This is a genomic window from Cytobacillus sp. Bva_UNVM-123, assembly GCF_046351715.2.
Taxonomy (GTDB): Bacteria; Bacillota; Bacilli; order Bacillales; family Cytobacillaceae; genus Cytobacillus.
Window position 1 is genome coordinate 1,982,176 of the sequence record NZ_CM177772.1, and the last position, 22,276, is coordinate 2,004,451.

At 35.5% G+C, this 22,276-nt stretch carries 22 protein-coding genes; 19 read left to right on the forward strand and 3 right to left on the reverse strand.

Annotated features, from left to right (window positions below; all coding sequences use genetic code 11):
• The first annotated feature begins 156 nt into the window (after positions 1 to 156).
• From KDN24_RS09765 to coaD, 3 genes are all read left to right on the forward strand, one after another.
• Complete coding sequence (locus KDN24_RS09765) at positions 157 to 1,566, forward strand: stalk domain-containing protein (RefSeq protein ID WP_409974672.1); 1,410 nt, start codon at positions 157 to 159, stop codon at positions 1,564 to 1,566.
• A 331-nt stretch (positions 1,567 to 1,897) separates the two neighbouring features.
• On the forward strand, positions 1,898 to 2,452 hold the full coding sequence (gene rsmD / locus KDN24_RS09770; RefSeq protein ID WP_409974673.1) for a 16S rRNA (guanine(966)-N(2))-methyltransferase RsmD: 555 nt from the start codon (positions 1,898 to 1,900) through the stop codon (positions 2,450 to 2,452).
• A gap of 27 nt (positions 2,453 to 2,479) precedes the next feature.
• The gene (coaD, locus tag KDN24_RS09775; RefSeq protein WP_409974674.1) at positions 2,480 to 2,959 is read left to right on the forward strand and encodes a pantetheine-phosphate adenylyltransferase; all 480 of its coding nucleotides are present in this window, start codon (positions 2,480 to 2,482) and stop codon (positions 2,957 to 2,959) included.
• A gap of 64 nt (positions 2,960 to 3,023) precedes the next feature.
• Here the strand turns inward: coaD and spoVV are convergent, their stop codons facing one another.
• Entirely contained in the window at positions 3,024 to 4,232 is a 1,209-nt protein-coding gene (spoVV, locus tag KDN24_RS09780) for a dipicolinic acid transporter SpoVV (RefSeq protein ID WP_409974675.1), read from the reverse strand.
• 191 nt (positions 4,233 to 4,423) lie between these two features.
• Between spoVV and KDN24_RS09785 the strand changes: the two genes are divergently transcribed.
• Both KDN24_RS09785 and KDN24_RS09790 read left to right on the forward strand, forming a co-directional pair.
• Positions 4,424 to 5,218 (forward strand): patatin-like phospholipase family protein, encoded by a 795-nt coding sequence (locus KDN24_RS09785; protein WP_409974676.1) that lies wholly within the window; start codon positions 4,424 to 4,426, stop codon positions 5,216 to 5,218.
• On the forward strand, positions 5,215 to 6,231 hold the full coding sequence (locus tag KDN24_RS09790) for a SepM family pheromone-processing serine protease (RefSeq protein WP_409974677.1): 1,017 nt from the start codon (positions 5,215 to 5,217) through the stop codon (positions 6,229 to 6,231). The genes KDN24_RS09785 and KDN24_RS09790 overlap by 4 nt, the downstream gene beginning before the upstream one ends.
• Positions 6,232 to 6,267: 36 nt before the next feature.
• Here the strand turns inward: KDN24_RS09790 and KDN24_RS09795 are convergent, their stop codons facing one another.
• Positions 6,268 to 7,482 carry a nucleotidyltransferase gene (locus tag KDN24_RS09795; protein WP_409974678.1) on the reverse strand — a complete coding sequence of 405 codons (1,215 nt, stop codon included), beginning with the start codon at positions 7,480 to 7,482 and terminating at the stop codon, positions 6,268 to 6,270.
• 180 nt (positions 7,483 to 7,662) lie between these two features.
• Here KDN24_RS09795 and KDN24_RS09800 point away from each other — a divergent pair, with 180 nt between their 5' ends.
• The 4 genes from KDN24_RS09800 (at position 7,663) to KDN24_RS09815 (ending at position 9,974) form a co-directional block, all read left to right on the forward strand.
• A complete protein-coding gene (locus tag KDN24_RS09800; RefSeq protein WP_409974679.1) occupies positions 7,663 to 8,187 on the forward strand; it encodes a YceD family protein in 525 nt (174 codons plus the stop codon).
• Between the two features lie 86 nt (positions 8,188 to 8,273).
• Complete coding sequence (rpmF, locus tag KDN24_RS09805; RefSeq protein ID WP_003348855.1) at positions 8,274 to 8,447, forward strand: 50S ribosomal protein L32; 174 nt, start codon at positions 8,274 to 8,276, stop codon at positions 8,445 to 8,447.
• A 94-nt stretch (positions 8,448 to 8,541) separates the two neighbouring features.
• On the forward strand, positions 8,542 to 9,300 hold the full coding sequence (locus KDN24_RS09810; RefSeq protein ID WP_409974680.1) for an enoyl-CoA hydratase/isomerase family protein: 759 nt from the start codon (positions 8,542 to 8,544) through the stop codon (positions 9,298 to 9,300).
• An 83-nt stretch (positions 9,301 to 9,383) separates the two neighbouring features.
• Complete coding sequence (locus tag KDN24_RS09815; protein ID WP_409974681.1) at positions 9,384 to 9,974, forward strand: RsfA family transcriptional regulator; 591 nt, start codon at positions 9,384 to 9,386, stop codon at positions 9,972 to 9,974.
• A 49-nt stretch (positions 9,975 to 10,023) separates the two neighbouring features.
• Here KDN24_RS09815 and KDN24_RS09820 read toward each other — a convergent pair whose 3' ends face one another.
• Positions 10,024 to 10,497, reverse strand: a complete 474-nt coding sequence (locus KDN24_RS09820; RefSeq protein WP_409974682.1) for an N-acetyltransferase — start codon at positions 10,495 to 10,497, stop codon at positions 10,024 to 10,026.
• Positions 10,498 to 10,717: 220 nt separating this feature from the next.
• On the opposite strand from KDN24_RS09820, the gene KDN24_RS09825 reads away from it, so the two are divergent.
• The 10 genes from KDN24_RS09825 to KDN24_RS09870 all read left to right on the forward strand — a co-directional run bounded on the left by KDN24_RS09825 (position 10,718) and on the right by KDN24_RS09870 (position 22,092).
• Positions 10,718 to 10,936: a biotin/lipoyl-containing protein gene (locus KDN24_RS09825; protein WP_409974683.1), complete on the forward strand. Its 219-nt coding sequence runs from the start codon at positions 10,718 to 10,720 to the stop codon at positions 10,934 to 10,936.
• A gap of 45 nt (positions 10,937 to 10,981) precedes the next feature.
• Entirely contained in the window at positions 10,982 to 12,523 is a 1,542-nt protein-coding gene (locus KDN24_RS09830) for an acyl-CoA carboxylase subunit beta (protein WP_409974684.1), read from the forward strand.
• Positions 12,524 to 12,666: 143 nt separating this feature from the next.
• The gene (locus tag KDN24_RS09835) at positions 12,667 to 13,572 is read left to right on the forward strand and encodes a 2-dehydropantoate 2-reductase (RefSeq protein WP_409974685.1); all 906 of its coding nucleotides are present in this window, start codon (positions 12,667 to 12,669) and stop codon (positions 13,570 to 13,572) included.
• Position 13,573: 1 nt separating this feature from the next.
• Positions 13,574 to 13,969 (forward strand): DUF3397 domain-containing protein, encoded by a 396-nt coding sequence (locus tag KDN24_RS09840; RefSeq protein ID WP_409974686.1) that lies wholly within the window; start codon positions 13,574 to 13,576, stop codon positions 13,967 to 13,969.
• Between the two features lie 132 nt (positions 13,970 to 14,101).
• The gene (bshC, locus tag KDN24_RS09845) at positions 14,102 to 15,736 is read left to right on the forward strand and encodes a bacillithiol biosynthesis cysteine-adding enzyme BshC (protein ID WP_409974687.1); all 1,635 of its coding nucleotides are present in this window, start codon (positions 14,102 to 14,104) and stop codon (positions 15,734 to 15,736) included.
• Positions 15,737 to 15,963: 227 nt separating this feature from the next.
• Positions 15,964 to 16,395, forward strand: coding sequence for a division/cell wall cluster transcriptional repressor MraZ (gene mraZ / locus KDN24_RS09850; protein ID WP_409974688.1), 432 nt, complete (start codon positions 15,964 to 15,966; stop codon positions 16,393 to 16,395).
• Between the two features lie 59 nt (positions 16,396 to 16,454).
• Complete coding sequence (gene rsmH / locus KDN24_RS09855) at positions 16,455 to 17,387, forward strand: 16S rRNA (cytosine(1402)-N(4))-methyltransferase RsmH (protein WP_409974689.1); 933 nt, start codon at positions 16,455 to 16,457, stop codon at positions 17,385 to 17,387.
• A gap of 44 nt (positions 17,388 to 17,431) precedes the next feature.
• Positions 17,432 to 17,797, forward strand: coding sequence for a cell division protein FtsL (ftsL, locus tag KDN24_RS09860; RefSeq protein WP_409974690.1), 366 nt, complete (start codon positions 17,432 to 17,434; stop codon positions 17,795 to 17,797).
• Positions 17,797 to 20,061 carry a penicillin-binding protein gene (locus KDN24_RS09865; protein ID WP_409974894.1) on the forward strand — a complete coding sequence of 755 codons (2,265 nt, stop codon included), beginning with the start codon at positions 17,797 to 17,799 and terminating at the stop codon, positions 20,059 to 20,061. The genes ftsL and KDN24_RS09865 overlap by 1 nt, the downstream gene beginning before the upstream one ends.
• Positions 20,062 to 20,172: 111 nt before the next feature.
• On the forward strand, positions 20,173 to 22,092 hold the full coding sequence (locus KDN24_RS09870) for a stage V sporulation protein D (RefSeq protein ID WP_409974691.1): 1,920 nt from the start codon (positions 20,173 to 20,175) through the stop codon (positions 22,090 to 22,092).
• The last annotated feature ends 184 nt before the right edge of the window (positions 22,093 to 22,276 follow it).

Consider the following 22,276-nt stretch of genomic DNA (forward strand, 5'->3'; position numbering starts at 1 on the left):
TTGACTAACTTATGAACAAAATAGGGAAATCATGCTTTTCTTGCATAAAGTACTAAAAAATTGTATATTTCGCTAAAATTGTACAATTTTTATGTGACTGTTGACGAAGGATTTGGTATGGTTATGATAAAGAAAAAATTATTGAGGGGAATTCCGATGTGGAGATCAGCGTTTCTAATTTTTATTGCTTTAACAACATCAATAAGTGGTATGCTGTTCTGGCAGTGGAAGGCATATTCTAAACAAAACATTCCAGATGAAAATTTCGAAAAAGTAAAGCAAGAAATAGTAATAAAAACTGAGGAGGATCATTTACTAGTTACTCAAAAGATTATCGGTCTTACTGCGAATAAAGAATATACGATGACGGTTCCTGATAGTCTATTTGATTGGACTTGTAAGAAAGCTGACGGTAAGGTTTGCGAATCCAATGATGAAAATCCTCATACATTTTTACCAGATAACAATGAAATGGTATTTCAATTCCTTGTTCAAATGCCGAATAAAAATAGTGCCTTTTTAATGAATGAATGGACAACATTAGTGCATGATGTGAATGTAACTAGAACTAGCATCGAAATTGTTGATTCGGATAAAAGAGACGGTTCATGGGTTGTAGGTGCGCCTTTAAAAGGTTATAAAAAAATGGATTTAATTGACTTTTATTTGTTTTCAAACATAGGGGAAGCACCCTCTTTATATTGGCAACCTAATAAACTTCAATATACTGAAGCTGAAACAGGGATAGATCTGTATGTTGAACAATCTGGTCAAAAGAGTGGTTTTGAATTTAAAGAGATGAAGGATTTACTTGGATTCCCTTATGTAGCCGTGATTTTATCTGATCAATATAAAGGAATAAATGGGAAGGGCCTCTTAATTTCATCGCCTAATATAACCGATGCGGAGTTAAAGAGGAAATTAGTTCATTATTATTTTGAAAAAAAATATAATATGAATAATCATTGGTTATTAGATATTTTCACCTCGTATATGATAGAACAACCTCCTTCTACAGAGAAGGGAAAACTAATTGTTAAGGAATTAAATACCCATCTCTCAGAAGAAGAAATGCAGACTCTTTTCGAGCTAGCATTAAATTCAAACGAGGCTATTACAACACAGAAAATGGATCATTTTATTGAACAAATTAAAGAGGTAAACACTCGTTTTTTCTTATTAAATAACGATGATTCAAAGCCATTTTTTCCGTTATACTTTTATGACGATAGGAAGGTTGTCATTGCTAATAAAGAAGTGAAAGAGATAGAAGTTATTATTGATAATGGGAAAATGCTCTATCCTTTTATTGATACAATGAAGTCATTAGGCTTTGAGTTAAAAATACTTCCTGATCAGGAAACAATTTTACTAATGAAAGAAAATAATAGTTATCGTTTTTACTTAAATAGTAATATTTTTATTTACAATGAAGAAGATTATGGACTATTGGAAAGCCCGTTATTAAACATGAATGGAAATATATATATGAGTAAACAGTGGATTCAAACACTTTTTAATGTTTCTTTTGAAGAAAATGAAGAAGAAATAAAGCTATCGTTATAAGAAAAGAAAAAACCCTGCAGACATTCTGCAGGGTCCTTCTATATCCTCTACTATAGGATAGAAGGCAAAGGGAGAGGAGAAACCGGAGGAAGAACTTATGGGGAAACGTAAGTCTTCTCCGCGGTTGGCAACAACATCCTCGAATAGATGCTGTTACTTACATTATTTCCATAAAAATAACGGATATACACCGAATCCGCTTTTTTCCTATTTGAGTATCTTTTATGAAGATATGGCGTGCGCATAAACATGAAATGAGTTGGCGGCGCATTCATAAATATGTTAGGATAGTTAGGAAAAATTGTTCAAAAGTGAATAGTGGTGATAAAAGATGCGTGTAGTATCAGGAATACGAAAAGGGAAAATTTTAAAGGCAGTTCCTGGCAGCTCTACAAGACCAACGACTGACAAAGTGAAAGAGGCAATATTTAATATAATTGGCCCCTATTTTGAAAGCGGTCTTGGACTTGATCTTTTTGCAGGAAGTGGTGGGCTGGGAATTGAGGCTTTAAGTCGGGGTGCTGATAAGGTTATTTTTGTCGACAAAGATGGGAAAGCGATTCAAACGATTCATGAAAATGTGAGCAGTTGTATGTTTGAGGAGCAGGCAGAGATTTATCGCAATGATGCCGAGAGAGCACTTAAGGTGATAAAAAAAAGGGAGCTTGTATTCGACTTTATTTTTTTAGACCCGCCTTATAAGAAACAGCAACTTATTAAGCTGCTTGATACTGTTAACAATGAAGACTTGCTTTCGGCAACAGGAACGATCGTTTGCGAACATGGTTCGGAGATTCAATTACCAGATTCTGTAGGAAATTTAGTTGTAAAGAAAACTGAGAAATACGGGATTATTGCCATTACGATCTATAAATGGAGCGATTGAAAAAATATTGATACAGGGGGATTTTTTATGGGGGGTATAGCTGTTTGTCCGGGAAGCTTCGATCCAGTTACATATGGCCATTTAGATATTATTAAAAGAGGGGCAAAAATATTTAATGAAGTTCATGTTGTCGTATTAAATAATTCTTCAAAACACCCATTGTTCACAGTCGAAGAAAGAGTCGCATTAATAAAGGAAGTAACGCAAGATATTCCGAATGTTACAGTAGATTCTTTTCAAGGCTTGTTAGTAGATTATGCTAAAAGTGTAAATGCTCACGCAATAATAAGGGGACTAAGAGCAGTATCAGACTTTGAGTATGAAATGCAAATTACTTCAATGAACCGTGTATTAAACGATAATATTGAAACCTTTTTTATCATGACAAAAAATCAATATTCTTTTTTAAGCTCTAGCATTGTAAAGGAAGTGGCTAAATACAACGGAAACGTATCTGAGCTCGTTCCGCAAATAGTGGAGAATGCTTTAATAAACAAATTTACATAATGAAAAAAAACGAGCACAATATGTGCTCGTTCGTATTTATTGTGAATATGCGTATTAATTTATCTTACTTAGTCACTCTTTTTGCTAATAAAAAAGTATAGAGAAGTAATGAAATGATTGTAATGAGTGGGCCAGTTTCGACTATTATAGATAACCATTTTTGTATAAAAGAATTTTCATCAAAAACACTTACAGGGATGGCGTTTGATGGTTCGGTATTATAAAATCGTTCATACACTGGATTCCATAGTATTGCTGCATAAAAAGCAGCAAAAAAGCCGTGGAAAATTCTTGCTATAAAAAAGGGCCTAAAATCGATATTCGCTTCAGCAAGAATGCTCGCGACCTGAGCTTGTACACTAAAGCCGCTAAAAGCCAGGATGAAGCTTGTTATTATTACTTGATGCATTAATGTTGCAGATTGTATTTGACTAGTAAGTTTGCTGCCAAGTGTAATTTCAAACATACCAGAGAAAAGTGGAATACCAAGCTCACTTGGTAATTGGAATACGATTAATAGTTGCTCTAATCCTCTTGCCAAAAAGGATGTAATTCCAATTTGAAATAGCAATTTATTAATGACAGAAAAAAGAATGATAAACCCACCAACCATCAGTAATGTCCGAACAGAAGACATGACAGCATCACCAAGAAGTTTACCGATCGGTCGATTATCATTAATCCTCGTTCGATGAAGAATGGCAAAGGCTGATCTTAAAGAAGTTTTTCTTTTTATATCTTTAATGGGAGGTTCTTCTTTCCGACGGTAAAATCTCATAACTATCCCGACTGTAAAGTTACCAAGATAATGAGCTAATGCAAGAATCATCCCAAGTTTTGGATTATGGAAAAAGCCGACAGATACAGCACCGAAGATAAATAATGGGTTGGAGCAATTCGTAAATGAAACGAGGCGTTCTGCTTCAATTTTGGATATTTGGCCTTCCTGTCTAAGTCTTGCAGTTATTTTTGCTCCAACTGGAAAACCAGATGCCATCCCCATTGCCCAAGCGAATCCACCAACGCCAGGTACACGAAATAGTGGACGCATGAATGGTTCGAGGAGAACACCGATAAATCGTACGACTCCAAATCCAATTAATAATTCGGCAATGATGAAAAATGGTAGTAGGGAAGGAAATACGATTTCCCACCACATATTTAGTCCTCTTATGGAAGCGTCAACAGACTCTTGAGGAAATGAGATGAGAGAAATAGCCATCAAAGCTGCGGAAATGGCAAGAATAATTGTCTTTAATCGAGAACGGAACACGGGCAATGCCTCCCTCAAACACTTAACTGACTTTGTAACGATATTGAATGGAATGAAGTCATCAGGCAAAAATTAGCCTTGTCTCCTATAAATCAATATACTCATACATCAGTAAAATAGACCATAAGATTGAAACATGGTGAAATGAATTTAATGAAGTGAAATTAGGCGTGCATAAGGAGGCTTTTCTTTTGGATAGTCGCCCAAAAATTGGATTGGCGCTAGGTTCAGGCGGTGCGAGAGGTTTTGCACATTTAGGTGCGATTAAGGTGTTGAAGGAGGAAGGAATTCCGATTGATTGTATAGCTGGGAGCAGTATGGGAGCGATGGTTGGCTGTTTTTATGGAGCGGGGCTTGATATTGAACGTCTATATAAATTAGCTACCGCATTTAAAAGGAAGTACTATTTAGATTTTACAGTTCCGAAAATGGGGTTTATTGCAGGCAAACGAGTAAAAGAACTAATTCGCATATTTACACATGGTAAAAATCTTGAACAATTAGAGATTCCAGTTCGTGTTGTCGCAACTGATTTAATGACTGGTGAAAAAATTGTCTTTGAAAAGGGACCAATTGCTGATGCTGTACGTGCAAGTATATCAATACCTGGAATTTTTGTGCCTGAAAAATTAAATGATCGTTTACTAGTCGATGGGGGTGTGGTAGACAGAATTCCTGTCTCGGTAGTAAGAGAAATGGGTGCAGATATTATTATTGCTATTGATGTGTCACATGTCAAAACAAATATTGAAATTACGTCAATTTACGATGTAATTATGCAAAGTCTTGATATTATGCAAATGGAATTAGTAGCTAATCGAGAAGTAGCATCTAGTATTATGATTCGACCAAGAGTAGAAATGTTCAGTTCTCGAGCTTTTACAAATATAGAAGAAATCATCACGATTGGGGAAGAAGAAACTAGAAAACAAGTTGATTCGATTAAACAAGTGTTGAACACGTGGAAGGAGCCGCCGAAAAAATGAAGAAAAAGTATTTTTTTCCTTCCTTCGTCATTGCAGCAATTATTCTATTAACAAGTTCTTTTTATTATTTGCCATACTATGTTTCGAAACCTGGAATGGCAAAAGAACTGGAACCAATCATTCATGTAGAAAATGGCTTCGATGAAAAAGGAAATTTTATGTTAACAACAGTTAGAATGGGAAAAGCTAATATTTATTCATATACGATTGCAAAATTTAGTAAATATCAAGAAAATTTTCCGATTAAGGCAATAAGAAGGGAAGATGAAACAGATGAGGAATATAATGTTCGACAGCTTCATCTAATGGACTCTTCAAAATTTTATGCCATTGAAACCGCATATAAAAAAGCAGGAATTCCAATTAATTATGATTATCAGGGTGTTTTTGTCCTAAATGTTATGCCTAAAATGCCTGCAGATGGGAAGCTAAAAGCTGGAGATCGAATTTTTAAAGTTGACGAGCATGAATTTGAATCTTCAGCACAATTTATTGAGTATGTCTCTAGTAAAAAGGAAGGAGACAAAGTAAAGTTTAAAATTGAAAGAAAAAATAAAATTAGCGATGTAGAACTTTCATTAAAAACAGTACCACAAACAGGGAAAGTAGGTGTTGGAATAGGTCTTGTCGATGATAAGGAAATTGTCGTAAAGCCCGCTGTTTCAATTGAAAGTAAGGATATCGGAGGTCCTTCAGCAGGATTCATGTTTTCATTAGAAATCTACAATCAATTAATTGAAGAGGATTTAACGAGAGGCTATCAAATTGCTGGTACGGGGACCATTGACTCGAATGGTAATGTCGGTAAAATCGGCGGGATTGAACAGAAAATTGTTGCTGCTGATAAAGCCGGGGCAGAAATTTTCTTGGCTCCCAATGAAAACGGAGCACCTGATTCCAATTATGTAGCTGCACTTGAAACAGCCAAAGATATTAAATCAAAAATGAAAATTGTCCCGATAAATACGTTTGATGACGCAGTTACTTACTTACTCGACTTGAAAGAAAAATAGCGGCAAAAACCGCTATTTTTTTTGCATTAATAGGAGCTATTCCAATATGATAGGAGGCTGTTTAAATTCTTTCTCGAATAATAAGCTAGGACCGTTTTTAGAAGCTCCGAACGAATATATTCTCGACGCTCTTATATCAAGCATTAGCTGTTTATTTTGTTTGGAGGATACTCTCGAAATTAACGGTAGACCGAGTTTTCCTTTGTTTTTATTTAAGTAATCTTTTCCTCGCTTTGTCATGCCTAATAGGCGTAAATATGTTGCCCTTTCATCTTCCATATACATTTCTGCTTTTGTTGTGTTCGTTAAGATATGAACACAGGCTCTTTGTAATCTTGTCCAAGTATATCGTTTTGTTTTAAGCTGCGCCATAAATTGTTGAAAGGTATTGGCACGAAGAGCAATTGCCAGAATACGATTTTCGAGTCCTTCTTCGATCTCATAAATGGATTTCAGCTCATTAGGTGTCATTTGAGTTAAACGAAACTTTAAATAAGGCCAGTAATGCTCCCAGCTATGGAAAAGACCATATTCATGTTTATATTGGAGAAGACTATTATAAGTTGTTCCCGGAACCAATTGTTTAATGGTGGAAATTTGTTCATGATCAGAAAATAGCGCTTTTCTAATACTCGTAGCACTAGCAATGGATTGTGAAGCGAAATGTTCATCATGATAATCTGCACTTTTCCTTGGGAGAGTAAAGCAATGTATTGAAGCGTTTTGAGTATATGCAGCTTTTAAATATTGATAACCTAAAATATTATTTGGCTTTGCCAAATCGATAAAATCATTAGTAGAAGCTACCTTCCGAAAGGCTAATGATAATGCTTTCGGATAACTATTGCCTTCTTTTAGATAAACTTTGACTTGTTCATCGAATTGCTTTTTATTACTTTCTAAAAAGTCAAATGTACGTTTAAAAGTGTCAATATTCCCAGATTCACTCCCAAAACAGAGAGAATGACAGCCTGCTGCTTCAAGAATAGAGACAGCTCCACTAGCAAATGTGTCAGCTTTCTGGGTGGCAAATGCATAGGGAAGTTCAAAAACGATATCAATACCAGACAGTAAGGCCATTTCTGTCCGTTTCCATTTTGAAACTAAGGCAGGCTCACCGCGCTGCAAAAAATTGCCGCTCATTACTGCAATCACTACGTGTGCATCTGCAAGCTTTTTAGCTTCTTGAAGATGATAGGCATGCCCATTATGAAAAGGATTATATTCAACAATTAGACCAACAGCATTCATTAATTATTTACCCCTTTAGTGGAAAACTAGCTTTTAATAAATTTCTAGTAAATCTGTTTATCATTTTTTCTAAAAAGGTTAAAATAAACTGATAATGCACAAATTATACTGTAAAGAAATAATATTGACAAATAATTATATGAAAGCTATAATTACCTTTGTTGCCTTGGGGTGATTCGTATGAAATGGACTTTAAGTCAGTTACAAAAAAATCGAAGCAAGGATTTTGTTATCGATGAGATCATTAATGTTGATGAGATTAAAAATCTTGATCCAACTATTAAAGAGGTCTCATTAATGCATATTACAGGAAGAGCGGATATTGATTCTGCAAAAGTGACCTTTCATTTAAAGATAAATGGTCATTTAATCCTTCCTTGTTCTCGTACTTTAGTTGACGTAAATTTCCCAATTAATGTAGACACAACAGAAACTTTCCTGTTGAAAGATTTAGATTATGAATCTTTTGAGGAAGTTCACCAAGTAAAAGGTGATCTTATTGATTTAATACCTGTCATTCAAGAAATCCTCTTACTTGAAGTTCCAATGCAAGTGTTCTGCGAAGATAGCAGTGAAGAAGGAGCTCCTCAATCTGGTAGGGATTGGGAGGTTATTCAGAAGCAAGATAAAAAGGAAAAAATCGATCCTCGTCTTGCTGGACTTGCACAATTTTTTGAACGAAATGATTCTTCTTCTGATTCATAACCGGAGGAAAAAACAAGAAACATTTGAAGAAACCAGTTTGTTCTGGGCTTCATAACTTTCTTATACTTTTTAAGGAGGTGGGAATAATGGCTGTACCTTTTAGAAGAACGTCTAAAACTGCGAAAAGAAAACGTCGTACCCATTTTAAATTACAGGTTCCTGGTATGGTAGAATGCCCAAACTGTGGTGAAATGAAACTTGCTCACCGTGTTTGCAAAGCTTGCGGAACATACAAAGGAAAAGAAGTTGTGAACAACTAATTTCCTTCTAGATATAAAGCACAAGAACATATTGTTCTTGTGCTTTTGTCGTTTTTAGCGCATGCTTATTTAAAAATGCTATTTGGAGGATGAGATGGAGCCCTATAAATTAGAGCAAAGGGAAGACGGTTTATTAGTATTTACAATTAATCGACCAGACAAAAGAAATGCAATTAATTATGAAGTTATGGATGGTTTAGAGGATGCATTGCAAATATCCAATGAAGGAGTTAATAAAGCGTTAGTTATAACGGGGACGGGTGATCGAGCTTTTTGTTCAGGTGGAGATTTATCTACTTTTCATAATTTAAAGACGGAAAAAGAAGCTTTTGAGATGTTAAATAAAATGTCCAAAATATTGGTTGAACTGTTCTTTCATCCTAAGCCAACGATTGCATTAATAAATGGAATTGCAGTTGGCGGAGGGTGTGAGCTTGCTGCAGCTTGTGACTATCGGATTGCAAGCAGGCATGTGAAGGCGGGGTTTATTCAAGGAACCTTAGCCATTACAACTGGCTGGGGCGGTGGCACGTTCTTATCTGAAAAACTACCACATGCAAATGCCATGAAAATGCTAATGGAAGCAGAACTTTATGATGCCGAGCAACTAGTAGAGCTCGGCTTTTTTCAAATGGCGATCGATGATGAACTTTTGGAAGGCTGTAAGAGATTTTTAGAAAAAATGCTTGTTCTTGAAGGAGATGTTTTAAAAGCCTATAAATTACTCCTTTTGAATAAGTGGAAAAAATCCGAAATAGAGTGGAGAGTAAATGAGGAAGTGTCCAATTGTGCAAGATTATGGGAAGGAGAAGCACATCATTTGCAAGTATTAAAGTTTTTAGAAAGAAAATAGCTTAATAAATCAATTAGGACATCAGTCTATCTTTTCTAGTAAGCGCATATGTATAAATAAAAAACACTAGGAGGGACACACTAATGTCTTTAACACGTCAGGATGCTTGGTCACAAGATGAAGATTTGTTACTTGCAGAACTGGTTCTTAAAAATATTAGAGAAGGCAGCACTCAGTTGCAAGCGTTTGAAGAAGTTGGTAAGAGGCTAAAAAGGACAGCTGCTGCCTGTGGTTTTCGATGGAATTCATATGTAAGAAAACAATATAAATCGGGAATTGAGCTGGCAAAAAAACAAAGAAAAGCTAGAAAGCAAAATGTTCAGAAAGAAGAAGCTGTTTTGCAAGTACCTGATCAGGGGGCAATTACTGTAGAGACTCCAAGAATAAATCCCGAAGAACAGGAAAAAATCTTAGCATTTGAAGATTTAGTTGATCATTTAAAAACACTTTACAAAAAAACGGAATTATCTAGTTTCCAAAATGAAGACATAAAAATATATGAAGAACGTATCCAAACATTAGAAAAGCAATTGTATTATTTAGCTTCAGAAAATGAGAAATTATTAAATGAATTAAATAAAATTAATAAAGATTATAAGGAAATAGTAGAGATAATGGAAAAAGCATTAAAAGTAGTAAACCTTAAAGATGAGGCAAGCAAACAGAAAGTATAAATTTTTTAATGTATGTAAAAAAGCGTGGACCAATATAGTCCGCGCTTTATTAATGTGATTGCTCTTTAACGCCTTCAGGATACCAAACTAGCGGATTTTCTCCACGATCCCTTTCCATATCATAATGAACGGAAGTGAAGCCCATTTTGCTCCAAAACTCATCTGATTTTACACGTGGATTTGTTTTAATGGGTAATCCTAAACTTTTCGCATACTCAACTAGTGCTTTGCCATATCCTTTATGTTGATAATCAGCGAGCACTTCAAGTTTCCAAAGTTCAAAATAATCTTGTGCAGGCTCAAAATAACGATCGTATTTTTTCTCAACTCGATACAAGCTCATTCTCGCAACAAGTTTATCTCCGAAATATACCCCATAAAATGGAGATTCACTGTTGTTTTCAATAATATTGGCTTCAAGATCTTCAAACATAGATAATTCTTGCAAGCCATATTCTCTAAACCTTTTGAATTCTTCAAGTGTCTTATAATTTACCATTAGTTTTTCGACTTGGTAACTCATATATTTATCCTCCCTTGTATAAAGTATTAATCTGAATACTCTTATTTATCATATCATAAAAAGGAAGTGAAGCGTTTTTATATATAATTTTTATTATATGATAAAAAGGTAAAAAATTAAATCGGAAGCGTTTACAAGTTATTGAAGGAAAAAGTCAGAAGATTGTAGAAATATATATAAGAAAAATGATGTTATTCGACAAGATAAGGGGATGTTGGTAATGAAGGAAATCACAGCATCAATGGCTGGTACTGTATTGAATGTTTTAGTAAGTCCTGGTGAAGAAGTTACTGTGGGGAAAGAAGTTGTCATACTTGAATCAATGAAAATGGAGATTCCTGTTGAGAGTCAAATTGAAGGTAGAGTGATTCAAGTTAAAGTGAATATCGGTGACTTTGTAAATGAAGGAGATTCATTGTTAGTCCTTAATATGGATTAGAGATTTTTTAATGCGCTTTTTGCATTTTTTAATAGGAGGAGAAAGATGGCGACACTTGATTCATTAATTGAAAAGTTGAAGGAAAAAAGTAATGTAATAGAAGCCGGTGGGCATCCGAAATATCATGAAAAGCTAAAAGTGCAAAATAAGCTATTCGTTAGAAAACGATTAGAACTCCTTTTTGATGATGGCGTCTATGAAGAAGATGGAAAGTTTGCGAACTGTATGGATGAGAGTTTGCCAGCAGATGGGGTCATTACAGCAATAGGAAAAATTAATCGTCAAATCGTATGTGTTATGGCAAATGATTCAACGGTTAAAGCGGGATCTTGGGGGGCGAAAACGGTTGAAAAGATCATCCGTATTCAAGAAACAGCTGAGAAGTTAAAAGTACCGCTCTTATATTTAGTTGATTCTGCTGGAGCGAGAATTACAGATCAGCTTGAAATGTTCCCAAATAGACGGGGTGCGGGTAGAATTTTTTATAATCAAGTAAAACTCTCTGGCATGATTCCGCAAATCTGCTTATTATTCGGTCCGTCTGCTGCGGGTGGTGCTTATATTCCCGCTTTTTGTGATATTGTGATTATGGTTGACAAAAATGCTTCCATGTATTTAGGCTCTCCAAGGATGGCGGAGAAAGTAATTGGAGAAAAAGTAACACTAGAAGAAATGGGCGGTGCTAGAATGCACTGTACTATTAGTGGCTGTGGAGATGTTCTTGCATTTAGTGAAGAAGAAGCGATAGAATCTGCAAAGTCGTATCTCACTTACTTTCCTGCTTCTTATAAAGAAAAACCAAAAATGTATGAATCGATCTTGCCGAAGGCAGGTCGTCATTTAGAAGAAATTATTCCTAAAAACCAAAATGCTCCTTTCGATATGTATGAAGGTATTGATTCAATAGTTGATGAAGGCAGTTTTTATGAAATAAAAAAGCTTTTTGCACCTGAAGTTATTACTGGATTTTCAAGAATCGGGGGAAGGACAGTAGGAATTATTGCAAATCAACCGAAGGTGAAAGGTGGAGTACTTTTCGTTGATTCAGCAGATAAAGCGGCAAAATTCATTCAGCTTTGTGATGCTTTCCATATTCCACTGCTATTTCTTGCAGATGTCCCTGGTTTTATGATTGGGACAAAGGTTGAACGAGCAGGGATTATCCGTCATGGCGCTAAATTAATTGCAGCCATGTCTTCTGCAACTGTTCCGAAAATATCAGTCATTGTTAGAAAAGCATATGGAGCTGGTCTTTATGCGATGGCAGGTCCTGCGTTTGAACCTGATTATTGTGTAGCTTTGCCTTCTGCTCAAATTGCAGTAATGGGGCCAGAAGCGGCCGTAAATGCTGTTTATTCAAATAAAATCAATGAAATTGAAGATCCGAAAGAAAAATATGCCTTTGTACAAGAAAAACAACGAGAATATAGTGAACATATCGATATTTACAAGCTTGCTTCAGAACTGATCGTCGATGATATTATTTCACCGAATAATTTGAGAGATGTACTTATTCAAAGATATGAGTTGTATGAGACAAAGGAATTAAACTTTAGTGAAAGGAAACATCCAGTTTATCCTGTCTAAAGAAATTCAAGAATCCCCTCTAATGATAGAGGGGCTTTTTATACCATTTCTTGATTTATTCCGTAATTTTGCTCAATTATTACCAAAGTTTCTGCACTTTCTGCTAAAATATGACTAAATACTTAATGAATAAAGAGGTTACTATGAAAATTGGAATTATTGGCGGCGGTTCGATTGGCCTACTTTTTGCCCATTATTTAAATAAAATGTACGATGTAACAATATATACGCGTTCAAAAGAACAAGCAGAAATGCTAATGTCAAAAGGTCTAATATTTGAAAAAGATAATAATAGTATAACAGAAAGGGTTAATGCCCTCACATTCTCATCTTGGACAGGTGAGGAAGAATTAACGATTATTGCTGTAAAACAGTATCATTTACTTAATGTTATTAGACAAATGAAAGAGATTAATCAAAACCATCAACACACTCTTTTGTTTGTCCAAAATGGGATGGGGCATTTAAAATGGTTAAATGATTTTACCGAATCCCATATATTTGTTGGAACGGTTGAGCATGGAGCGTTAAAAGTAAGTCCCAACTACATAATCCATACAGGAAATGGCCAGACAAAAATTGCTTCATTTAAAGGTGATCTGTTAGATAAGATTAGAAAACTTTTTGATTCACCTATCGATCATTTTCCCTTTGTTTTTGAAGATGACTATCATGAAATGCTACTCCAAAAGCTGATCATTAATGCGGTTATCAACCCTTTAACAGCTATCCTTGCAGTTCCAAATGGTGAATTACTTGAAAATCCACATTTTTATCGTATTTTTAAGGAGCTTTTTATCGAAATAAGCAATGTGTTAAATATATCCAATTCAGACAAGGCGTTTGCCCAATTGGAAAATGTTTGTAGGAAAACCGCTGCTAATCGTTCATCGATGCTGAAAGATGTTGATGAAAAAAGGCCAACAGAAGTGGACGCGATTTTAGGTTATGTACTTGAAAAAGGCAAAGAAAAAGCAATGAATACTCCACTTACAAAGAGTTTTTATTATTTGATTAAAGGAAAGGAGTATGAAAAAGGAGGAAATTAGGGTGAGTTCTGTATTTTCCGCAATCATCGCGACACTTATTACGATTCCAATACTTGGCTATTTACTTGTATTCATCATTTGTAAGCAGGTGACGAAGCAACACCGACGATCTGTTCATGTAGCATTAGATGTGAGTACAATCTTGTTTATTATTTCAGTGCACTATTTAATTGTTACAATTTGGGAGCAGTCATTATTATGGGTCATTATTCTTGCGATGCTCGTTCTAGCCATTATTTTTGTTGTCATTCATTGGCGTTTTAAACAAGAAATTAATATTCCACTTGTTTTTCGCGGGTATTGGCGTTTTAATTTTTTGATATTTTTTACTGCTTATGTCGTGTTATTAGTAATCGGCTTAGTTCAGAGTGTATCTTCATTTGTTTCAATGCCATAACATGAATCTCTTTCGCTTTTCTTTTCATTTCGGATAATGCTATACTCTTATGGTGAAATAATGTGATTAATACGTATATTAATAGTTGTCACGTTTGAAATGAAAATTGTAAATCAGAAAGGAAGTTCTTAAATGGAGATTTTGAATCTCTCCTTACCTGCAACGAACCGGTTTGCAACAGAATATGTTGCGCAAACGCAGGACATACAAAAATACTTTCACTATCGTTATAACAATAGTGTAGATGATAAAAATCGGCTTGAAGAATTATCTGCTCGTTCCTTCATGCGAAATGAACTTGCTGGTCATATTGAGCAATTCATGAATAAGTTCCCAACTTCTGAGAAGGTTAAAACTTCAATAGAAAAACTAAAAATGACGAATAGTGCGGTTATTATCGGAGGTCAGCAAGCAGGTATTTTAACAGGACCTCTTTATACAATTCATAAAGTACTCTCGATCATAACACTTGCTAGACAAAAGGAAGCAGAATTAAAGATCCCTGTAGTGCCTGTGTTTTGGATTGCAGGTGAGGATCATGACTATCAGGAAGTAAACCACGTATTCGTTGAAAAAAATAATAGAATTGAAAAAAAACTCTACCCGGAAAAAATACTTGATAAAAGAATGGTTTCAAAAGTTATGATAAATCAAGAACTGTGTAAAAATTGGGTTGAGGGGATTATTAAGTCTTTTGGCGAAACAAAACATACGAAAGAGTTACTCGAAGTGCTAGAACAAGCAATTCAAGATTCGAAATCATTTGTTGATTTATTTGCATATATGATCATGCATTTATTTAAAGATTATGGACTTCTTCTTATTGACTCTGGCGATGAAAAGCTTCGAACACTTGAGAAAGATTTTTTTCTTAAGCAAATTAACAGCTTTGAGGACATTACGAATAGTGTAAAAGCGCAACAGGAAGAGATTAAAAGCAATGGGTTTTCAAATACAATCGAAATTAGTGAGAAAGCTGTTAATTTATTTTATTATGATGAAAAGCACCATGACAGAGTACTGCTTGAATACGACAATAAAGAAAAACTTTTTACGTGTAAAGAAGGTTACTTGCAATTTACGTTGGAGCAAATGCTTGATATTGCAAATGAATTTCCGGAAAAACTAAGTAACAATGTTGTTACGAGGCCTTTAATGCAGGAATGGCTATTTCCAACACTTGCCTTTGTAGCAGGTCCTGGAGAAATTGCTTATTGGGCTGAATTAAAGAAAGTATTCGAAGTTTTTGAGATAAAAATGCCTCCAATTGTTCCACGAATCAATATCACTATACTTGACCGCTCAATTGAAACGGATATGAATGAGTTAGGTCTTGATCTTGTAGAAACACTCTTAAATGGAACGGAAGAGAAAAAACGAGAATTTATCCAATCCCTTAAAGATGATCATCTTGAGCAATTATTTGAGAAAACAAAACAAGATTTTCTTCATAATTATCACCAAATAAAGATGTACTTGGATGAAAAGGATTCAAGTTCAATCCCATTATTAAATAAAAATAAAAAGGGATTTATGAGACAAATGATGTTTATGGAGGATAAGCTAGAAAAATCAAAGCAATTAAAATATGAAGTTGTCATAAATAAGTTTGCTCGAGTTGAAAATTCATTAAGACCAAATGGTTCTCCTCAAGAAAGAATGTTGAACGGCTTATATTATTTAAATGAATATGGCCCAACCTTTATTGATGACTTGCTAAAGTGCTCCTTTACTATCGATGGTACGCATAAAGTAATTAAAATTTAATTCTTTTAAAAAAGACTTTATTTCATCATGAAATGAAGTCTTTTTTTGATGCAGAAAAGTGAGAAATCAAATATATTGGTAGCTATTGTAAGGAAAGGGCGAAAGAAATAAAGGAAGAGAAGAAGAAAAATGGCAGGAGTTTTTGTTTAATTATAGAAATATAAAAAACATGTGGAGGAAAGTGGGGGATTGTGGTACATTTGAGATAGAAAGTGGGGGTAGTGGGTATGTTCATGGGAGAGTATCATCATAACGTTGATAATAAAGGCCGATTAATTGTTCCTGCCAAATTCCGTGAAGGCTTAGGTGATACTTTTGTGCTGACACGTGGATTGGATCAATGTTTATTTGGATACCCGATGGACGAGTGGAAGCTCCTTGAAGAGAAGCTAAAAGGATTGCCACTTACAAAAAAAGACGCCCGTGCATTTACCCGTTTTTTCTTTTCAGGTGCTACTGAATGTGAAATCGATAAGCAAGGAAGAATAAATATATCTTCCCCGCTTCAACAATATGCAAAATTGGAAAAAGAGTGTGTCATTCTTGGCGTATCTGATCGAATAGAAATTTGGAGCAAAGGGCTTTGGGAAGATTATTTTGCTGGCTCTGAAGAATCATTTGCAGAAATCGCAGAAAATATGATTGGATTCGATATATAAAGTAATGATGAGGATGGATGATCCCATTTCTCTTCTAAACTTTGGAAAGGTGGACAACTATGTTTGAACATACGACCGTATTATTAAATGAAACTGTTGACGGCTTGAATATAAAACCAGATGGGATTTATGTAGATTGTACTTTAGGTGGAGCGGGACATAGTGCGTTAATTTTGTCCAAGCTTTCTGAAAAAGGCAAGCTTTATGCATTTGACCAAGATGATACAGCGCTTGCTCATGCAAAAGAGAGATTGAGTAAATTTGGAGAACAAATCACATTTATTAAAAGTAATTTTAAGTTTCTAAAGGAAGAACTAGAACAGATTGGTGTACATAAAGTGGATGGGGTGCTTTATGATCTTGGCGTTTCATCACCACAATTAGATACTCCTGAACGTGGTTTTAGTTATCATCATGATGCACCACTCGATATGAGAATGGATAGAGAAGCTGAACTTACGGCATACGATGTTGTAAATGATTGGAGTTATGCTGATTTAGTGAAGATATTCTTTAAATATGGTGAAGAGAAATTTTCTAAACAAATTGCTCGAAAAATTGAAGCAACGAGAGAAAATGCGCCAATAAAGACGACTGGTGAGCTCGTAGAAATAATTAAAGAAGCCATTCCGGCTCCAGCAAGAAGAAAAGGTGGCCATCCAGCAAAACGAGTTTTTCAAGCAATTCGAATTGCTGTTAATGATGAGCTAGGTGTATTTGAAGATTCTCTTCAACAAGCTATTGACATATTAAAGCCTGGCGGAAGAATTAGTGTTATTACTTTTCATTCACTTGAGGATCGGATATGTAAAGTCGCTTTTAAAAGCGCGAGTGAGACTCCAAATTTGCCTCATGGTCTGCCAATTATTCCAGACGAATATAAGCCGATTATTAAACTTATAACAAGGAAGCCAATATTACCTTCGGAAGTGGAATTAGAAAACAATAATCGAGCTCGCTCCGCAAAACTAAGAATAGCTGAAAAACGATAAAAATCTTTTTACTTATAAATAAATGATGAAACAGGAGGGAAAAAATGGGAAATTTAGCGCGTAAGTATCAGCAAGAACAACGGCATGAACAGCAGCAACAAATGGTTAAGGTTCCGAAAAAAGTAAAGGTGAAAAATCCGTGGCTTTCCCCTGGAGAAAAGGCTTTAGGACTAGTTTTTACGGCAATTCTTTGCTATGGTGCGGTTCATATCGTTTCAAATGAAGCGGCAATCTATGAAATAAATAAAGAGATTCAAGATACAAAAGTTTCGATTCAAGAGCAAAAAAAGGTAAATGGAGACCTTGAAATGCAAATTGGAGAATTAAGTACATATGAGAGAATATGGGAAAAAGCGAAAGAATTAGGGTTGAAATTAAATGAGAATAATGTAAAGGCTGTACAAGATTGATGCTAAAAAAACAGCCGAATATCAATTTTGGAGCAGCGATCTTATTTGTGATATTTTGCCTGCTCTTTTTTGTCTTACTCTTTCGTTTTTTCTCCATTCAATTAACGGGCGAAGTCAAAGGCCAAGCACTTGCTGTAAAAGCACAGCAAAAGTATGAGAAAGAAAAAGTCATCGAAGCAAAACGGGGAACGATTTACGATCGAAATGGTGAAGTCATTGCTACAGATACAAACTCGTATAAACTTATTGCTATTTTAGATGAAGAAATGACAACAAATGAGAAAAGGCCTAGACATGTTGTCGATCCCGAAAAAACAGCTCGAGAGCTTGCTAAAATAATCGATATGGAAGAGTCTGAGATTTATCGAAACTTAACAAAAATAAACCCAAAAAAGAATAAAAAATATGCACAAGTTGAATTTGGAAAAGCAGGACGAGATCTTTCCAATCAAACAAAGCGGGAAATAGAAGATTTAAAGCTTCCTGGGATTTCCTTTATTAAAGATACAAAACGCTTTTATCCAAATGGTGTATTTGCTTCTCACTTAGTTGGCTATGTCGAGAAGAAAGATGTTGGGAACAACAAAACTGAAACGGTTGGGATGCTCGGGCTTGAACAAAGTTTAAATGAAATTCTCACAGGAGAAAATGGGAAATTAAATTATGAAAGCGATATTTGGGGGTATTTACTGCCCTCTGGAAAAGAACTTGTTACTCCTGCAAAAGATGGTAAAGACATTTATTTAACGATAGATAAAAAAATCCAAACATTTCTCGAAGATTCGATGAATAAGGTGGATAGTGTATACAAACCAGTGAAAATGGTTGCCGTTGTGGCAGACCCAAAAACGGGAGAAATTCTTGCAATGTCACAACGCCCTTCATTCCATCCGAAGACAAAGGATGGCATTGAAAAAACTTGGCATAACGAAGTCGTTGAAAATTCCTTTGAACCTGGTTCAACAATGAAAATATTTACGTTGGCAGCTGCAATTGAAGAAGGGGTATTTAATCCAAATGATACGTTTAAATCTGGACAATATGTTGCATACCCGAATACACGCCCAATTCGAGACTGGAATAATGGAGATGGGTGGGGACCGATTACTTATTATGAAGGGGTTCAGCGTTCTTCGAATGTTGCCTTCGCAAAGCTTGTAAAAGAAAAAATGGGTTTTGATACTTATCGGGAATATTTAACAAAATTTCATTTTGATAGACCAACAGGTATTGAATTACCAAATGAAACGGGTGGAAAAATTCTTTATAATTGGCCGATAGAAAAAGTTACTACTGGATTTGGGCAAGGTACAGCAATAACCCCTATTCAACAGGTTCAAGCAGCAACAGCAATTGCGAATGACGGAAAAATGGTAAAGCCGCAAATCATTAAGGAAATTGTTGATCCGAATGGAAAAGGCCAGGTAGAGAAGAGAGAGCCTGAACTAGTCGGCAATCCGGTTTCAGCAAAAACTGCGGCAGCTGTAAGAGATTTATTAGAAGCCTCAGTATCTTCACCCAAAGGGACAGGATATAATTTCTTTCGCATCGATGGATATGAAATTGCAGGAAAGACAGGAACAGCTCAAATCCCTAATCCAAGAGGTGGCTATTTAGAAGGCCGTCACAACTATGTTTTTTCCTTTTTGGGAATGGCTCCAAAGGATGATCCAAAATTAATTGTTTATGTTGCTGTCCAACAGCCAAATATTACTATTCATCAAAATGGTGCTGATCCTGTAGCCCAAATTTTTAAACCAGTTATGAAAAGCAGTCTTCAATATTTAAATGTTCAGCCTGTGGAACAGCCAAAAGTTTTACATCAAGAGGTTGAAAATGTAGTTGGAATGTCTACCGAAGAAGCAATTAAAAAAATTAGTGAAGATGGCTTTAAGCCAATCGTTGTCGGGAATGGAAAGAAAGTAATGACGCAGCTCCCGATCAGCAATTCAAAAATGATTGCCGGTGAAAAAGTATTGATTCGTACTGAAGGTAGCATAACAATTCCCGATATGACAGACTGGTCGTTAAGAGATGTGATGAAAATGGCGGAAATAGGTAATATGCAATTGAACAAAATTGGAAGTGGCTATGCAATTAAACAAAACTTCAAACCTGGTTCAACAGTTAAGGAAGGAGAATATTTAATTATAGAATTTGAACCACCAAACAAAAAGTATTTAAATAGCAATGAATTAGATGAGTCAAATGAAGAAGTTGTGGGAGAAGAGGAAGAAACAGAAACCGATAATGTAATGGATTAGCTTTCTCTGGAGCTAGGTTTTAAGTAGTTGCTCTCTGTTTTTCTTTAGTCTAATCATATAAGTACAAGCATATATTGGAACGAGCCATATACTAAGGGGGTTCGTTCCAATATGCGTGTTTCGAATGTAACGGTACGAAAGCGATTAACAGCAGCTTTATTTGTTGGGATTTTAATTTTTTTTATCATTGATGTACGACTTGGATATGTGCAATTTTTTCTAGGAACTGCTTTAACTGATGGTGCGAAGGAATTATGGAGCAGGGATATTCCATTTGAACCTGAGCGAGGGCAAATAATTGACCGGAATGGTGAAGCACTCGCGACAAATGTTAGTGCTCCAACTGTATATGTAGTGCCTAGGCAAATTAAAGATGCTAATAATGCAGCAGAAAAGCTTGCTGCATTATTAAATGTATCAAAGGATAAAGTTTATTCAGAGATTACTAAGAAAGAGAGCAGTGTAAGGGTTACAGGAGGCAGGAAAATAACGCATGAAAAAGCAAAAGAAATTAGAGCTTTGAATATTGATGGTGTCTATATTGGAGAAGATTCTAAGCGACATTATCCTTTTGGAAACTATTTATCCCATGTTCTTGGCTTTGCGGGAATTGATAATCAAGGCTTAATGGGATTAGAGCTATTCTATGATAAAGAACTGAATGGCAAAAGAGGTTCAGTTAAGTTTTATGCGAATGCGAAAGGCGAGCGTATGAACGATATGGCTGATGATTATGATCCACCTGTAGATGGATTAGATTTAAAGCTGACCATTGATTCAAAGGTTCAAACAATTGTAGAGCGTGAGTTGGATATTGCTCAAGCAGCGTATAATCCAGATGGAATTATCGCGATTGCGATGAACCCAAATAATGGGGAAATTTTAGCAATGTCAAGCAGGCCAAATTTTGATCCAGCAAACTTTCAAAATGTAGCTTCAGAAATTTATGATCGGAATCTTCCGATCTGGAGTACATTTGAGCCAGGTTCAACATTTAAAATCATTACTTTGGCTGCAGCCCTAGAAGAAGGGAAAGTCGATTTAAACAAGGATCATTTTCACGATCCAGGTTTTGTCAAAGTTGGTGGAGCGCGGCTAAGATGCTGGAAAAGAGGAGGACATGGAAGCCAGTCTTTTCTTGAGGTCGTCCAAAACTCTTGTAACCCTGGCTTCGTTGAATTAGGGGATAGGCTAGGAAAAGAAACACTTTTTAAATATATTCGAGATTTCGGTTTTGGTGAAAAAACAGGAATTGATCTGCAAGGGGAAGGAAAAGGAATTCTTTTTAACCTTGATCGAGTTGGACCAGTTGAGCAAGCTACCACTGCTTTTGGTCAAGGTGTATCTGTAACGCCTATTCAACAAGTCGCTGCTCTTTCTGCTGCGATTAATGGAGGCACACTATATACACCTTATGTTGCGAAGGAACTAATCGATCCGAAGACTGGTGAAATTGTTATGAGAAAAACCCCTATAGCTAAAAGGAAGGTTATATCAAAAGAAACGTCTGATCAAATTAAATACGCATTAGAAAGTGTTGTAGCACAAGGAACGGGAGGAAATGCGTTTATTGATGGTTACCGTGTAGGAGGAAAAACAGGGACTGCGCAAAAAGCAAAGGATGGCAGATATCTAGAAAATAATCATATTGTTTCTTTTATTGGGTTTGCTCCAGCCGATGATCCTCAGTTAGTTGTTTATGTTGCTGTTGATAATCCGAAAGGTACGGTGCAATTTGGTGGAGTAGTAGCTGCACCAATTGTTGGCAATATAATGGAAGATAGCTTAAGGGCGATGGGGATTAAACCTCGGTCTGGCCAAATTGAAAAAAAATTAAAATGGAATGATGTGCCAATGGTTGAAGTGCCAGATTTAGTTGGCATATCAAAAGTAGAGCTAGGGGAGTTATTAGTTAACTTAAGGATCGACGCAAGTGGTGTAGGTGATATAGTCGTCAAACAAACACCTGAACCGGGAATTAAATTAAAAGAAGGCTCTACGATTAGACTTTACTTTGACAAACAAGAATAAGAGAACATCATAAAAATAGGCGAAGGAAATGTAAAGACACCCACTTTTTGGTATTTAATAGTGTCATAAACAAATAGCTAAAACGCTCATTTTCATGTAAAATGAAAATCGTCATGATTTTGGTTATTTAGTGTAAATCAACAAGCACTCATTTTTGCAACCACTTTTTTCGAAAATTATTTAA